We start from the raw sequence: 13,409 nt of genomic DNA on the forward strand, positions 1-13,409 counted from the left end.
AATCTCCATCGGCGCGCCCAGCCGCAGATCGGGGGCTGCGCGAAATTCGTTGATCCAGCTATTGCGGATTTGGCCGCTCCTATAAGGCAAGCTGGAGCGTTTGTCACCCGTCTGTCTTGTTTTTTGGCGTTTTTTGGCGACGGGGCCGATTCGGGCGCTTGGGTGGGATTTGGGCCCATAAATCCGGCCGCCGGGCCTCTGTCAGGGCCTCGGATTGCGCCCGCCGCCAGCCAGCAACCTTGGCGTGGTCGCCCGAGGTCAGGATTTCCGGGATCGGGACCCCCTCGAACAGCTGCGGGCGGGTGTATTGGGGGTATTCGAGCAGGCCGTCCGAAAAACTTTCCTCGGTTCCAGAGGCCTCCTTGCCCATCACCCCCGGCAGCAGCCGGACGCAGGCGTCGATCAGGGCTAAAGCTGCGATTTCTCCCCCGGAGAGCACGTAATCGCCGATCGAGACCTCCTCCAGGCCCCGCGCGTCGATCACCCGCTGGTCGATCCCCTCGAACCGCCCGCAGACGATCAGCGGGCCGGGGCCCTGGGCGAGCTCGGTGACGCGGGCCTGGGTCAATGGCCGACCGCGGGGGCTCATCAGCAGCCGGGGACGCTCCGGGTTGACCTCGGCGGCGTCGATGGCCGCGGCCAGAACATCCGCCCGCAGCACCATGCCCGGGCCACCGCCCGCTGGGGTGTCGTCAACGCTGCGATGGCGGTCGGTGGCGGAGGCCCGGATGTCCCGCGCCTCGATTTCCCACAGCCCGGAAGCCAGCGCCCGGCCGGCCAGGCTCACGCCGAGTGGCCCCGGAAACATCTCCGGAAACAGCGTCAGCACCGTCGCGCGCCAGGGGGAGGGGTTGGTCATTCAATCTCAGTTGTTGTCGTCCCGGCGAAGGCCGGGACCCATAGCCACCGCAGTTCGTTTTGCGATGGCTGGAGCTGCCAGCTTAGCCAAAAACCAAGTGTCGTGGTTATGGGTCCCGGCTTTCGCCGGGACGACTCGCGGACGAGGACTCGTCCTCGTCCCGATCGCCCTCGATCTCCTGCGGCAGCACGATCACGACACGGCCGCCCTTGAGGTCGACCTCCGGCACCACTGCATTCGAGAACGGCAGCAACATCGTCGCGCCCTTGAGGGGCGCGATCTCGATGATGTCGCCGGCGCCGAAATTATGGATCGCGAGTACACGGCCGAGCGCATCGCCGTCGGTGGTGACGGCGTCGAGCCCGATCAAATCGGTGTGGTAATATTCGTCCTCGTCCGTCGCGGGCAGTTTTTCGCGCGGGACGTAGAGCTCGATGCCGTTGAGGCGCTCGGCCTCATCGCGGGTCGTGACGCCCTTGAACGTCGCGACCAGATGATCTTTCGCCTCGCGCGCCGTCGCGACCTCGAACTGGCGCTTGCCGTCCTTGGCGAGAAGCGGACCGTAGCGGCGCACGGCAAACGGATCTTCGGTGAAGGTCCATAGCTTGACCGCACCGCGCACACCATGCGCGGCGCCGATCCGCGCGACGCAGACCAGCGCCGACATGCTTTAGCCTTAGCCCTTCGCGGCGGCTTCGGCCTGCGCCTTGCGCTCCTTGCGCGGCACGGCCTTCTCGGGGTTGTTGCGCGCTTCGCGCTTCTTGACGCCGGCGGCATCGAGGAAACGCATCACGCGGTCCGACGGCTGCGCGCCCTTGGCGAGCCAGGACTTCACCTTGTCCATGTCGAGCTTCAGGCGGGTCTCGTTGTCCTTCGGCAGCAGCGGGTTGAAATAGCCGAGACGCTCGATGAAGCGGCCATCGCGGGGAAAGCGCGAGTCGGCGACGACGACGTGATAGACGGGACGCTTCTTGGTGCCTGCGCGGGCGAGGCGGATAACGACGGACATCTAGTTCTCCTTCAAAGTACGTTTTGTTCGGTTGATTGGTATTCCGCGTCACGCGAGACCGGTTGCGATCCCGTGCGACGAATTCCTCATTTCTTCTTGCCCGGGAAACCGCCGAGGCCCGGCAGCGTCGGCTTGCCGCTCAGCCCGGTCAGTCCAGGAAGGTTCGGCAGACCGCTGCGGAGACCCGCCGGCAGATCCTTCGGCAAATTCGGCAGGCCTTGTCCGCCGCCGCTCTGCATCTTCTCCTGCATCGCCTTCATCTCTTCCGGCGAGGGCATCTTCATGCCGCCGCCAAAGCCCATCGCCTGCGCGATGCCGGCGAGCGGGCCGCGCTTGCCCGAGCCCATGGCCTTCATCACGTCGGCCATGTTCCGGTGCATCTTCAGCAGCTTGTTGACATGCTCGACGCTCTGGCCGCTGCCGGCTGCGATACGCTTCTTGCGGCTCGCTTTCAGCACGTCCGGATGACGGCGCTCGTCGCGCGTCATGGAATCGATGATCGCGACCTGGCGCTTCAAGATCTTGTCGTCGATGCCGGCCGCCGCGATCTGGTTCTTCATCTTGGAGATGCCGGGCATCATGCCCATCAGGCCGCTGATGCCGCCCATGTTGGACATCTGCAAAAGCTGCTCGCGCATGTCGTTGAGGTCAAACTGACCCTTGCGCATGCGCTCGGCGGTGCGCGCGGCCTTCTCGGCGTCGATATTGGCGGCGGCACGTTCGACCAGCGAGACCACGTCGCCCATGCCGAGGATGCGGCCGGCGATACGGTCGGGGTGGAAATCCTCCAGCGCGTCGGTCTTTTCACCGGTGCCGATCAGCTTGATCGGCTTGCCGGTGACCGCGCGCATCGACAGCGCAGCACCGCCGCGGCCGTCGCCGTCCACACGTGTCAGCACGATGCCGGTGAGGCCGACGCGCTGATCGAACGCGCGCGCAAGGTTCACGGCGTCCTGGCCGGTGAGGCTGTCGGCGACCAGCAGCACTTCGTGCGGATTGGCGGCGGCTTTGATCGCCGCGGCTTCCGCCATCATCTCTTCGTCGAGCGTGGTGCGGCCGGCGGTGTCGAGCAGCACGATGTCGTAGCCGCCGAGCTTGCCGGCTTCCAGCGCGCGTTTTGCGATTTGCGGCGGTTGCTGGCCGGCGACGATCGGAAGCGTCGGAATGTCGAGGTCGCGGCCGAGCACGGCCAGCTGCTCCATCGCCGCCGGACGGTAGACGTCGAGCGAGGCCATCAGCACCTTGCGCTTGTCGCGCTGGACCAGGCGGCGGGCGAGCTTTGCGGTGGTGGTGGTCTTACCGGAGCCTTGCAGGCCGACCATCATGATCGGCACCGGCGGCACGGAATTGACGTCGATGGTCTGGCCTTCGGCGCCGAGCGTGTTGATCAGCTCGTCATGGACGATCTTGACCACCATCTGGCCGGGGGTCACCGACTTGACGACGGTGGCGCCGATCGCCTGCTCGCGCACGCGCTCGGTGAAGCTGCGCACCACCTCGAGCGCGACGTCGGCCTCCAGCAGCGCGCGGCGCACCTCGCGCATCGCGGCGTCGACGTCCTTCTCGGTCAGCGCACCGCGCCCCGTCAGACGATCGAGAATGCCACCAAGCCGTTCCGACAGATTGTCGAACAATGCCGTTGTCCTTCTTTACCTCTCCCCGCCTGCGGGGAGAGGTCGGATCGCCCTTGCGATCCGGGTGAGGGGGTACGGGACCATCTACGCGCATCACACGCGGAGAGAGCCCCTCACCCCGACCCTCTCCCCCCAAGAGCGGGGCGAGGGAGCAGAAAACCAAACACCTTTACGCCCGAGGGCGCACAGCGCTGTCGGGCGTTGGCCTCCGGCCTCGAGGACCGGTCGGCGGGTCGAAAAGAAAGCCTTTCCGAGAAAGTGGCGGGGTTAAACGCCGCTCCCGCCCAAAAGTCAAGGAAAGTTAGGGCGCCGGGGCGCCTCTGCTAGGGCAAGACACTGAAAATATGATCTTTTTTGCGGCGGGTTCCTTTTCCGCCGGCCCCGCCCATATAGGCGGTGATGTCCTACCGCCCCGACCAACCCTAGAAGCCCGCCCGTGCCGGTCACCCGCCGCCGCCTTTTCGGACTGCTTGCCGGAGCCGGCGCTCTGGTCGGCGTCCCCTCCCTCTGGATGTCCCGCATGAAGACCTATGACGGCCCCGCCTCCGACCATTTCAACGGCCTGCACTTCTTCGATCCGGACGGAGCGCCGCCGAAATCGCTTCGCGAGGTGCTGCGCTGGCAGTTCAGCGGCAAGCGCCAGCGGGCGGCCTGGCCCGAATGGGCCCCGAGCCCGCATGCCGACACCCCGCCGCAGCGGGTCGATGGCGACAAGGTGCGGCTCTCCTTCGTCGGTCACGCCAGCTGGCTGATCCAGGCCGGCGGCCTCAACATCCTCGTCGATCCCGTCTGGTCCTCGCGGGTCTCGCCGGTCAACTTCGCCGGGCCGAAGCGGCACAACGATCCCGGCATCGCCTTCGAGAAGCTGCCGAAGGTCGACGTCGTGCTGGTGTCGCACGGCCATTACGATCATCTGGACATGGCGACGCTGTCGCGCCTCGCCAAGAATTTTGGCCCGCGCGTGGTGACCCCGCTCGGCAATGACGTCACGATGCACGGCGTCGATCCCACGATCAGGGCGGAAGCGTTCGACTGGCACGACCGCGTCGAGCTCGGCGAAGGTGTCGCCGTTCATCTGGTGCCGACCCGGCACTGGACCGCGCGCGGCCTGTTCGACCGCAACAAGGCGCTGTGGGCGAGTTTTGTCTTGGAGACGCCGGCCGGGAAAATCTACGTGGTCTGCGATTCCGGCTATGGCGACGGCCGGCATTTCCGCCGGGTCGCCGAGAAGCACGGGAAGCTGCGCCTCGCCATCCTCCCCATCGGCGCCTACGAGCCGCGCTGGTTCATGCGCGACCAGCACATGAACCCGGAGGATGCGGTGAAGGCGCTGGCCGATTGCGGCGCCGAGGCCGCGCTCGGGCACCATCACGGCACGTTCCAGCTGACGGACGAAGCAATCGATGCGCCGGCAAAAGCGCTGGTGGAGGCGCTCGAAGCGGCAAAGATTCCGCAGGAGAAGTTCGTGGCGATGAAGCCGGGGCAGGTGGTGGAGATTTAGGTCGTGTCCCCATAAACCCGGCGCGTGATGCGACGAAAGCAATGTCCGCTTTGCTCCTATCGCGACAAGTGCGTGCGGCTCTGCGCCGTTGAACCAGAAAGCCCCTGACGCAACAAACCACCATGAATTTCTTTCGGTCGGAAGACCTTGATCGATCGATGGATGGAGCCGGCCTGTGGGATTTTTGCTGAGAATTGTGCTTGCAACCGCTCTTGTGAACCTTGCTCCAGCCGTCGCCCAGGCGAAGAATGCCGTCGCTTCTCCTGCCTTGCAGAAGGAATTCGATGGCTTCATCGAGAAGTTTCGCGCGGCGCTGAAGGCAAACGATTCCGCCGCCGTCGCCGCTATGACACGATTGCCGTTCATGAACGACAACGCAATTCGCGACGCCGCGCAATTTGGCGCCAAGACCTATCGGACCTCGTTCACGGCAAAAAATCGCGCGTGTATCCTGCGCGGCAAGGCCGTCTACGATCGCGATGATTATAAGAACGACAGTTACTTCATCTTCTGCGGCGAGCTCATCTTCGTCTTTACCAAGACGCCGGCGGGGTTCCTTTTTACTGATATCAGCGCGAATGATTGATTAGGTGTTGCGGCGATGCGCCTCTTACGAAAGAGGTTACTGCCCCGCCTTGATCGCCCAGCTCACATTCACCGTCACCGACAGTGTCTCTTCGCCCGGCGCCACAGCGGCGGAGACTCTTGCCATCGGCTCTTGGGCCATGCGGCCCTTGAACAACGGCATCGGCGCGCTGCCCTCGGAGATGCTGAGCGGCGACCCGAGCGTCACGCCGGTGGCTTTGGCATAGACTTCGGCCTTGCGCCGCGCATCGGCCACCGCCTGCTCGCGCGCGTCATCGAGCAGTTTTGAGGCCTGCGTCACCTCGAAGGAGATGTTGCCGATGTCGTTCGCGCCGGCGCTGACCAGCGTGTCGATGATGGTTGCCACCTTGGTCACGTCGCGGATCTTCACGGTGACGCGGTTGGAGGCGCGGAAGCCTGTTACGGGCGAGGCGCCGGTGGATTTGTTCTGGCCGTATTGCGGCTGCAGCGACAGCCGCGAGGTCTGGTAGTCCTTCTCGGCGATGCCGGCGCCCTTCAGCGCCAGCAGCACCTTGCCCATCGCGGCATTGTTGGCATCGGAGGCTTCCTTCGCCGTCTTGGCGTCATTGGCGACACCTGCATCGATCTGCGCGAGATCAGGCGCCACCGACACGGAGGCTTCGCCGCTGACCGAGATCGCGGCGGGAAAATCGTCGGCGCGCGCGGGCGTGGCCAGCAGCGTGGTGGCAAGGACGGCGGCGAGTATTGCAGGCTTTTTCATCACTCTCACTTCAGCGGCACGAAAACATTGATCACGAGCTTGTCCTCAGCCGTCTTCAGGGGATCGGTGAGGTATTCCTCGATGAAGGTGTCCTTGGCTTCCAGTCTCTTGTCGTCGAGGTGATTGGTGATCGCCTCATAGGTGTTGTCCATGTTGTCGTAGGAGCCGCGATGGACGAATTTCAGCGCCTTGCCCTCCGGCGATTTGCCGACGCTCATGTCCTTGGGCAAGTTCTTGGGATCCTGCTCGACCGGGATCTCGGCGAGGAAGGTGAAGCCGGTGTCATCCGTCGAGGTGTAGACGATCATCGAATTGCCGGCGTGCTTGATGCCCTGCTTGTCCAGCAGCGTGTTGAGCGCCTTGAAGGCGTCGATCAGCGTGTCGAAGGCGGAATCCCAATTGGCAGTGCCCTTGACCATCACGACCTTCTTCGGCTCGAGCGTGGTCTCGAGCCCGAAGGGATCGGCGGTCTGCACCGGAGCGGGGGTGGCGGCCGCGGCGGGCGGCGGGGCCTGCGGGCTCGGCGAGGCGCTGGCTGCGGGCGCCGGCGATGCTGCAGGAGCAGGTGAGGCACTCGCCGCAGGTGAGGGTGTTGCCGAAGGAGCGGGCGAGGCACTCGCAGCCGGAGCGGGCGAAGCCGACGGGGCCGGCGCAGGACTTGTCGAAGAGGGGCCTGTCGAAGAGGGGCTCGCCGATGCAGCCGGCGCCGGGCTCGGGGACTGTGCCAGAGCGCCTGATAGCCCAAGCGACAAGGCCGCTGCCGGGATCAGCGCGGCCAAAGCGAGACGACGAAAACTGGTCATTTTATTCTCCCCAAGGCCCCCGGTCCGCCAGGGCCTCAATTCATCAAGACCTTACCCACCAAGGCCTTAACCCGGCCGCGCGTCCCGGTTCGCGCGAACCGCGCCGTTCTAACACGCGAGCGCCGAATTCGTCCCATGACAGATGCGTCATGGCAGATGTCCTGCTCGCGGCGGCAAATCACTGGCCAAGCGGCCTGGGATCACCATATAAGACGGGCGAAATTCGGGAATTTTCATGAGCGCGCTGGCCCACCACGCATTTGCCAAGATGAACGGCATCGGCAACGAGATCGTCGTTGTCGACATGCGCGACTCCGCGGCAAAGGTGACGCCGGACGACGCCCGCGCCGTGGCGTCCGCGCAGGGCGGCGTGCCCTACGATCAGCTCATGGTGCTGCAGAAGCCGCGGCTCGACGGCACCGAGGCCTTCATCAGCATCTACAACAATGACGGCTCCGAAGCCGGCGCCTGCGGCAACGGCATGCGCTGCGTGGTCCGCCGCATCTTCGAGAAGACGGGGCAGACCACGGCGACCTTCGAGACCGCCGCGGGCCTGCTCAATGCCTGGCAAGGCCCCGCGCCCGATCTCTACACGGTCGACATGGGCGCACCAAAATTCGGCTGGCAGGACATTCCGCTGGCGGAAGAGTTTCGCGACACCCGCTACATCGAACTGCAGATCGGGCCGATCGACAATCCGATCCTGCATTCGCCCTCAGCGGTGAGCATGGGCAATCCGCACGCGGTGTTCTGGGTCGACGACGTCAACGCCTACGATCTCGGGCGCTTCGGCCCGCTGCTCGAAAATCATCCGATCTTCCCCGAGCGCGCCAACATCACGCTCGCCCATATCGTCGATCCCGAGCACATCACCATCCGCACCTGGGAGCGCGGCGCCGGCCTGACCCGGGCCTGCGGTTCGGCGGCCTGCGCGACGGCGGTTGCGGCCGCGCGCCTCAAGCGCGCCGAGCGCAAGGTCGAGATCACGCTGCCCGGCGGCAAGCTCGGCATCGAATGGCGCGAGCGCGACGACCATGTGCTGATGACGGGCACGGCGACCTTCGAATATGAAGGCAATTTCGATCCGGCGCTGTTTGCGCCGGTCGGCTGATGGCCGTCGACATCGTCACCTTCGGCTGCCGCCTCAACGCCTTCGAGGCCGAGGTGATCCGCAGCAAAGCGGAAGGCGCAGGCCTTTCCGACACCATCGTCATCAACAGCTGCGCCGTCACCAACGAGGCGGTGGCGCAGGCGCGTCAGTCGATCCGCAAGCTGAAGCGCGAGCGTCCCGAGGCGCGCATCGTCGTCACCGGCTGCGCGGCGCAGACGCAAAGCCAGATGTTCGCCGACATGGCCGAGGTCGACCGCGTCGTCGGCAATGACGACAAGATGCGCAGCGAAACGTGGCACGAGACGCGCAGCGCGTTCGACATCGGCGCCAGCGAAAAGATCGCCGTCAGCGACATCATGGCTATCAGGGAGATGGCGCCGCATCTCATTGACGGCTTTGCCAGCGGCCTGCCGCGCGTGTTCGTGCAGGTGCAGAACGGCTGCGACCACCGCTGCACCTTCTGCATCATCCCGTTCGGCCGCGGCAATTCGCGTTCGGTGCCGATGGGCGCGGTGGTCGAGCAGGTGCGGGCATTGGCCGAGCGCGGCCATGCCGAGATCGTGCTGACCGGCGTCGATCTCACCAGCTACGGCACGGACCTGCCCGGTGCGCCGAAGCTCGGCATGCTGACGAAGCAGATTTTGCGGCATGTGCCGGAGCTCAAGCGCCTGCGCATCTCTTCGATCGATTCGATCGAGGCCGATCATGACCTGCTCGATGCCATCACTGAGGATGCGCGCCTGATGCCGCATCTGCACCTGTCGCTACAGTCAGGCGACGACATGATCCTGAAGCGCATGAAGCGGCGGCACTTGCGGAGCGATGCGATCGCCTTCTGCGACCAGGTGCGCCGCTTGCGCCCGGACATCGCCCTCGGCGCGGACATCATCGCGGGCTTTCCGACCGAGACAGAGGAGATGTTCTCGCGCTCGCTCGACCTCGTCGAAGAATGCGGCCTCACCTTCCTGCACGTCTTCCCCTATTCCCCGCGCCCCGGCACGCCCGCCGCGCGCATGCCGCAGGTGGCGGGCGGCGTGATCAAGGACCGTGCGAAGCGGCTGCGCGCAGCCGGCGAGGCGGCGCTGCGGCAGCGGCTGCAAGCGGAGATCGGCGCGACACGCGAGGTGCTGATCGAGAGCGAGGAGCAGGGCCGCACCGAGCATTATCTGCCGGTGGCGGTAGCGGGTGAGCGTGTGGGAAGTGTCGTGCCACGGATGATCACCGGCAGCGATGGCGAGCGGCTGACCACGTAATTTGCGGTCATCCCACAACTGCATCCCCAACGTCGTCCTGGCGAAAGCCAGGACCCATTACCCCAGGGCGTAGTTGTTGAATGCGATTGATAACCACCAGTCTTCGTCAAACCGAATTCGGTGGTAATGGGTCCTGGCTTTCGCCAGGACGACAGCGGAGAGCTTGGCACGCAGCGCGGGCCCTAACGCGCTCCTACGACGCCCGCACCTGCCAGAACCGCAGCGTCCGCCTTGCGTTCTCCGCCGTTATGCGCGCGAAATGCCCCTGCGCCTTGGCAAGGTCGGCCGGCTTCATCGCGCCGGTCGCAAAACGGCTTTCGAGCACGGCGACCGTCGTTTCCCAGCTGAGCTGGGCCGCCTTGCATGGCACCAGGAGGCCGTCCTCGCGCAGGCTCTGCATCAGCGGGCGGATCACCTCGACGGTCGATCCGGACAACGCCGCGAGGGCAGCGGCGGTCTCTTCATAGCGCCGCTGTCTGGCAAAGCCGAGCAGCGTCGCCTCGTTGAGCTGGCCGGTGGCCTTGAGGCCCGCGATGGCGCGCTTGGCGCCTTCGAAATCGCGGACGCCCGACATCTCGCGCTCGATGCCGACGGTGACGGCGGCGATCGCGCTCTGGATCTCCTCGAACAGATGCGGAGGCGCGCGCGACAACAGGCGCGTGCGCACCACATCCGTCGCCGAGCGCAGCAACTGCCGGCGCAGCTCCGACGGCAGGTCGATACGGACGCCGACGCTGACCGCGAGCTCGGGATCGCTTTCGGCCTGGCCGACGATGACGGCGAATCCGTTTCCGGAGACGCGCGCGCCGGGATTGGCGGCGAGCCGCCGGCTGACGCTGGGATAGCGCCGCGCCAGCAGCGCGTCGGTGACGGTCTCCTTCAGCCACCAGCGACCGGCGACCGCGAGCAGATGCGGCTCGCTTTTGCTGGAGGCGATCCTCACCAACTCGCCATCGTCGAGACGAGCGGATTCCTGCAGCACGGGGCCGGCGATGCGGATCTCGTCATTGTTGGCGAGGCGGCGGATCACGGACGGCGGCGCCTGCGCGATCGGCGCAAGCTGCATGCTGATCTCGGCCAGCGCCACGCGCGCCCCCATGTCGGCAATCGCGCGCAGCTCGATGGAGCCGATCAGGCGCTCGAGCACGTCGTCGAACAGTGCGATCTGCTCGTCGCTGAAACTGCCGGCGGAGGACAGGAACAGGTCGGTGACGCGCCGCGCCGTTTCCAGGCCCTTTTCCGGCGAGCCGATCCGAAGTGCGGATTCGACCTCGTCGATGATCGATAGCTCGGCCTTGGGCATGACGCGCGGCTCGTCCTGAGCGGATTGACGGAAGCTTGTTCTAAGCGACCGTTATCATTAGAGGCGAGCACTGAACGTTTCGTAAACCATGGCCGATGGGAACGAGGTGCCGCCGGGTATGCGGTGCGCTCCCTCCCCCGTTTGCGGGGGAGGGTTGGGGAGAGGGTGTCTCCGCAACGGGACAATCCCCAAGAGGAGAGAGCCCTCACCCGCCGCGCTCTGCGAGCGCGTCGACCTCTCCCGCAAGCGGGAGAGGTGAACGACAGCGACACCTATTCCCCATTCCACCCGCAGGCGCGGAGCTTCTCGTGCATGTGGGGCGGGGCCGGGGCGACCACGCGGACCGGCTCCTTGTTCCGGGAGATCGGCACCACGATCTCGCGGGAGTGCAGGTGCAGCCGCGGCTCGCCGAAGCGCGGACCGTTGCCGTAAATGTTATCGCCGAAGATCGGCCAGCCGCTCTCGGCCGAATGCACCCGCAATTGATGGGTCCGCCCGGTCACCGGTTCCATGGCGAGCCAGGTGAAACCGTCGCCCCGGCCCATCACCTTCCAGTTGGTGATGGCCTTCTGCCCGTCCGGATCCGGCTTCTGCCACCAGCCGCGTTCGGCATTGAGCCGGCCGAGCGGCATGTCGATCGTGCCCTCATCCTCAGTAGGGCCGCCCTCGACCACGGTCCAATAGGTCTTGCCGATCTTGCCGTGCTTGAACAGCAGGCCCAGCGATGCGGTCGCCTTGCGATGGCGCCCGAGCACGAGGCAACCGGAGGTGTCCTTGTCCAGCCGGTGGGCCAGCACCGGCGGCCGCGGCAGGCCGAAGCGGAGCGCGTCGAAGGAATCCTCCAGATTGGCACCGCCCTTGGGGCCGCGATGCACCGGCAGGCCGGCCGGCTTGTCGATGATCAGCATCAGCCCGTCGCGATGGAGCACGCGGGCCAGGATTTCATCGGCCGTCAACTGGGGAACATCGAGCAATTGCAAGACTTTCGGTCAAGGCTTTCGTTTGCGAGCCGGAACGGCTAACACGCCACCATGAACGATACCACCTCCGAGACCCCCAAGCTGAGCTGGTGGCGCCGCCTGTCCAACGGGCTCAAGCGTACCTCGTCCTCGCTCGGGACAGCGGTCGCCGACCTCGTCACCAAGCGCAAGCTCGACCGAGCCATGCTCGACGACATCGAGGACGTGCTCTTGCGCGCCGATCTCGGCACCTCCGTCGCGGTGCGGATCGCGGACGCCGTCGGCACCGGGCGCTACGACAAGGCGATCTCGGCGGACGAGGTCAAGGACGTCGTCGCGACCGAGGTCGAGAAGGTGCTGTCGCCGGTGGCAAAGCCGCTCGAGATCGATGCGGCCAGGAAGCCGTTCGTCATTCTCGTGGTCGGCGTCAACGGTTCCGGCAAGACCACCACCATCGGAAAGCTCTCGCAAAAATTCGCCTCCGAAGGCCGCAAGGTGATGCTGGCCGCCGGTGACACGTTTCGCGCTGCGGCCATCGAGCAGCTCAAGGTCTGGGGCGAGCGGACCAAGACGCCGGTCATCGCCGGCGCGCAGGGCTCGGATTCGGCGAGCCTTGCCTTCAACGCGCTGACCGCGGCGAAGGAGCAGGGCATCGACGTGCTTCTCATCGACACCGCCGGCCGCCTGCAGAACAAGGCCGAGCTGATGAACGAGCTCGAAAAGGTCGTGCGCGTGATCCGCAAGGTGGATGACACTGCGCCGCATGCCGTGCTGCTGGTGCTGGATGCTACTGTCGGCCAGAACGCGCTGTCGCAGGTCGAGGCGTTCCATCGCACCGCCGGGGTCACCGGCCTCGTGATGACCAAGCTCGACGGCACCGCCCGCGGCGGCATCCTGGTGGCGCTTGCGGAGAAGTTCAAACTGCCGGTGCATTTCATCGGCGTCGGCGAAGGCGTCGACGATCTCGCGCCATTCACCGCACGCGATTTCGCCCGCGCCATCGCCGGAATCGAAAGTTAGAGATGGACAAGACCCAGCCGCATCCGCTGTTCAAGCTTGCGACCGAGCTCGGTCCGCTGCTCGTGTTCTTCTTCGTCAATGCGAAGTTCAATTTGTTCGCCGCGACCGGCGCCTTCATGGTCGCGATCGTCGCGGCGATGGCCGCCTCCTATGTGGTGACCCGCCACATCCCGATCATGGCGATCGTGACGGGCGTGATCGTGCTGGTGTTCGGCACGCTGACCCTGGTGCTGCACGACGAGACCTTCATCAAGGTCAAGCCGACCATCATCTACGGCCTGTTCGCCGCGATCCTCGGCGGTGGCCTGTTGTTCGGCCGCTCCTTCATCGCGGTGATGTTCGACCAGATGTTCAATTTGACGCCGCAGGGCTGGCGCATCCTCACGCTGCGCTGGGCGCTGTTCTTCGCCGGCATGGCGGTGCTGAACGAAATCGTCTGGCGCACCCAGAGCACGGATTTCTGGGTGAACTTCAAGGTGTTCGGCGTCACGCCGATCACGATGATCTTTGCGATCGCCCAGATGCCGCTGACCAAGCGCTACGGGATAGAGCCGGCGTCGCTGGAGACCAGCGAGGCCGAGGCGGGGGATGTGAGGAAGGGTTGACGGTCTCTCCGCTCGTCATTGCGAG

General features: G+C 65.6%; 14 protein-coding genes. 6 read left to right on the forward strand and 8 right to left on the reverse strand.

Annotated features, from left to right (window positions below; translation table 11 throughout):
* Nucleotides 1–103: 103 nt before the first annotated feature.
* From trmD to ffh, 4 genes are all read right to left on the reverse strand, one after another.
* Complete coding sequence (trmD, locus tag N2603_RS01765) at nt 104–859, reverse strand: tRNA (guanosine(37)-N1)-methyltransferase TrmD (protein ID WP_260387465.1); 756 nt, start codon at nt 857–859, stop codon at nt 104–106.
* A 106-nt stretch (nt 860–965) separates the two neighbouring features.
* Nucleotides 966–1,526, reverse strand: a complete 561-nt coding sequence (rimM, locus tag N2603_RS01770; RefSeq protein WP_260387466.1) for a ribosome maturation factor RimM — start codon at nt 1,524–1,526, stop codon at nt 966–968.
* 9 nt (nt 1,527–1,535) lie between these two features.
* A complete protein-coding gene (gene rpsP, locus N2603_RS01775; RefSeq protein WP_018643926.1) occupies nt 1,536–1,868 on the reverse strand; it encodes a 30S ribosomal protein S16 in 333 nt (110 codons plus the stop codon).
* A gap of 86 nt (nt 1,869–1,954) precedes the next feature.
* The gene (ffh, locus tag N2603_RS01780; RefSeq protein ID WP_260387467.1) at nt 1,955–3,502 is read right to left on the reverse strand and encodes a signal recognition particle protein; all 1,548 of its coding nucleotides are present in this window, start codon (nt 3,500–3,502) and stop codon (nt 1,955–1,957) included.
* Between the two features lie 436 nt (nt 3,503–3,938).
* Here ffh and N2603_RS01785 point away from each other — a divergent pair, with 436 nt between their 5' ends.
* Together N2603_RS01785 and N2603_RS01790 are read left to right on the forward strand one after the other, a co-directional pair.
* Nucleotides 3,939–5,003 carry an MBL fold metallo-hydrolase gene (locus tag N2603_RS01785; protein ID WP_260387468.1) on the forward strand — a complete coding sequence of 355 codons (1,065 nt, stop codon included), beginning with the start codon at nt 3,939–3,941 and terminating at the stop codon, nt 5,001–5,003.
* Nucleotides 5,004–5,178: 175 nt separating this feature from the next.
* Entirely contained in the window at nt 5,179–5,589 is a 411-nt protein-coding gene (locus N2603_RS01790; protein WP_260387469.1) for a hypothetical protein, read from the forward strand.
* Nucleotides 5,590–5,625: 36 nt separating this feature from the next.
* Here the strand turns inward: N2603_RS01790 and N2603_RS01795 are convergent, their stop codons facing one another.
* Nucleotides 5,626–6,330: an SIMPL domain-containing protein gene (locus N2603_RS01795; protein WP_260387470.1), complete on the reverse strand. Its 705-nt coding sequence runs from the start codon at nt 6,328–6,330 to the stop codon at nt 5,626–5,628.
* A 5-nt stretch (nt 6,331–6,335) separates the two neighbouring features.
* Nucleotides 6,336–7,133 carry a GyrI-like domain-containing protein gene (locus tag N2603_RS01800; protein WP_260387471.1) on the reverse strand — a complete coding sequence of 266 codons (798 nt, stop codon included), beginning with the start codon at nt 7,131–7,133 and terminating at the stop codon, nt 6,336–6,338.
* A 235-nt stretch (nt 7,134–7,368) separates the two neighbouring features.
* Between N2603_RS01800 and dapF the strand changes: the two genes are divergently transcribed.
* Entirely contained in the window at nt 7,369–8,244 is an 876-nt protein-coding gene (gene dapF, locus N2603_RS01805; RefSeq protein ID WP_260387472.1) for a diaminopimelate epimerase, read from the forward strand.
* The gene (gene mtaB, locus N2603_RS01810; protein WP_260387473.1) at nt 8,244–9,497 is read left to right on the forward strand and encodes a tRNA (N(6)-L-threonylcarbamoyladenosine(37)-C(2))-methylthiotransferase MtaB; all 1,254 of its coding nucleotides are present in this window, start codon (nt 8,244–8,246) and stop codon (nt 9,495–9,497) included. The genes dapF and mtaB overlap by 1 nt, the downstream gene beginning before the upstream one ends.
* 193 nt (nt 9,498–9,690) lie before the next feature.
* On the opposite strand, the gene N2603_RS01815 is transcribed toward mtaB, so the two are convergent.
* On the reverse strand, nt 9,691–10,800 hold the full coding sequence (locus N2603_RS01815; protein WP_260387474.1) for a DUF2336 domain-containing protein: 1,110 nt from the start codon (nt 10,798–10,800) through the stop codon (nt 9,691–9,693).
* Between the two features lie 272 nt (nt 10,801–11,072).
* Nucleotides 11,073–11,774: an RluA family pseudouridine synthase gene (locus N2603_RS01820; protein ID WP_260387475.1), complete on the reverse strand. Its 702-nt coding sequence runs from the start codon at nt 11,772–11,774 to the stop codon at nt 11,073–11,075.
* 57 nt (nt 11,775–11,831) lie between these two features.
* Between N2603_RS01820 and ftsY the strand changes: the two genes are divergently transcribed.
* The gene (gene ftsY, locus N2603_RS01825; RefSeq protein ID WP_260387476.1) at nt 11,832–12,779 is read left to right on the forward strand and encodes a signal recognition particle-docking protein FtsY; all 948 of its coding nucleotides are present in this window, start codon (nt 11,832–11,834) and stop codon (nt 12,777–12,779) included.
* Nucleotides 12,780–12,781: 2 nt separating this feature from the next.
* Nucleotides 12,782–13,384 carry a septation protein A gene (locus tag N2603_RS01830; RefSeq protein ID WP_018643916.1) on the forward strand — a complete coding sequence of 201 codons (603 nt, stop codon included), beginning with the start codon at nt 12,782–12,784 and terminating at the stop codon, nt 13,382–13,384.
* Nucleotides 13,385–13,409: the final 25 nt, after the last annotated feature.

This window comes from Bradyrhizobium huanghuaihaiense, assembly GCF_025200885.1.
GTDB lineage: Bacteria > Pseudomonadota > Alphaproteobacteria > Rhizobiales > Xanthobacteraceae > Bradyrhizobium > Bradyrhizobium huanghuaihaiense.

Coding starts and splice junctions, on each gene's coding strand:
- trmD (WP_260387465.1), bottom strand. CDS start 859: ATGACCAACCCCTCCCCCTGGCGCGCGACGGTGCTGACGCTGTTTCCG.
- rimM (WP_260387466.1), bottom strand. CDS start 1,526: ATGTCGGCGCTGGTCTGCGTCGCGCGGATCGGCGCCGCGCATGGTGTG.
- rpsP (WP_018643926.1), bottom strand. CDS start 1,868: ATGTCCGTCGTTATCCGCCTCGCCCGCGCAGGCACCAAGAAGCGTCCC.
- N2603_RS01795 (WP_260387470.1), bottom strand. CDS start 6,330: ATGAAAAAGCCTGCAATACTCGCCGCCGTCCTTGCCACCACGCTGCTG.
- N2603_RS01800 (WP_260387471.1), bottom strand. CDS start 7,133: ATGACCAGTTTTCGTCGTCTCGCTTTGGCCGCGCTGATCCCGGCAGCG.
- dapF (WP_260387472.1), top strand. CDS start 7,369: ATGAGCGCGCTGGCCCACCACGCATTTGCCAAGATGAACGGCATCGGC.
- mtaB (WP_260387473.1), top strand. CDS start 8,244: ATGGCCGTCGACATCGTCACCTTCGGCTGCCGCCTCAACGCCTTCGAG.
- N2603_RS01815 (WP_260387474.1), bottom strand. CDS start 10,800: ATGCCCAAGGCCGAGCTATCGATCATCGACGAGGTCGAATCCGCACTT.
- ftsY (WP_260387476.1), top strand. CDS start 11,832: ATGAACGATACCACCTCCGAGACCCCCAAGCTGAGCTGGTGGCGCCGC.
- N2603_RS01830 (WP_018643916.1), top strand. CDS start 12,782: ATGGACAAGACCCAGCCGCATCCGCTGTTCAAGCTTGCGACCGAGCTC.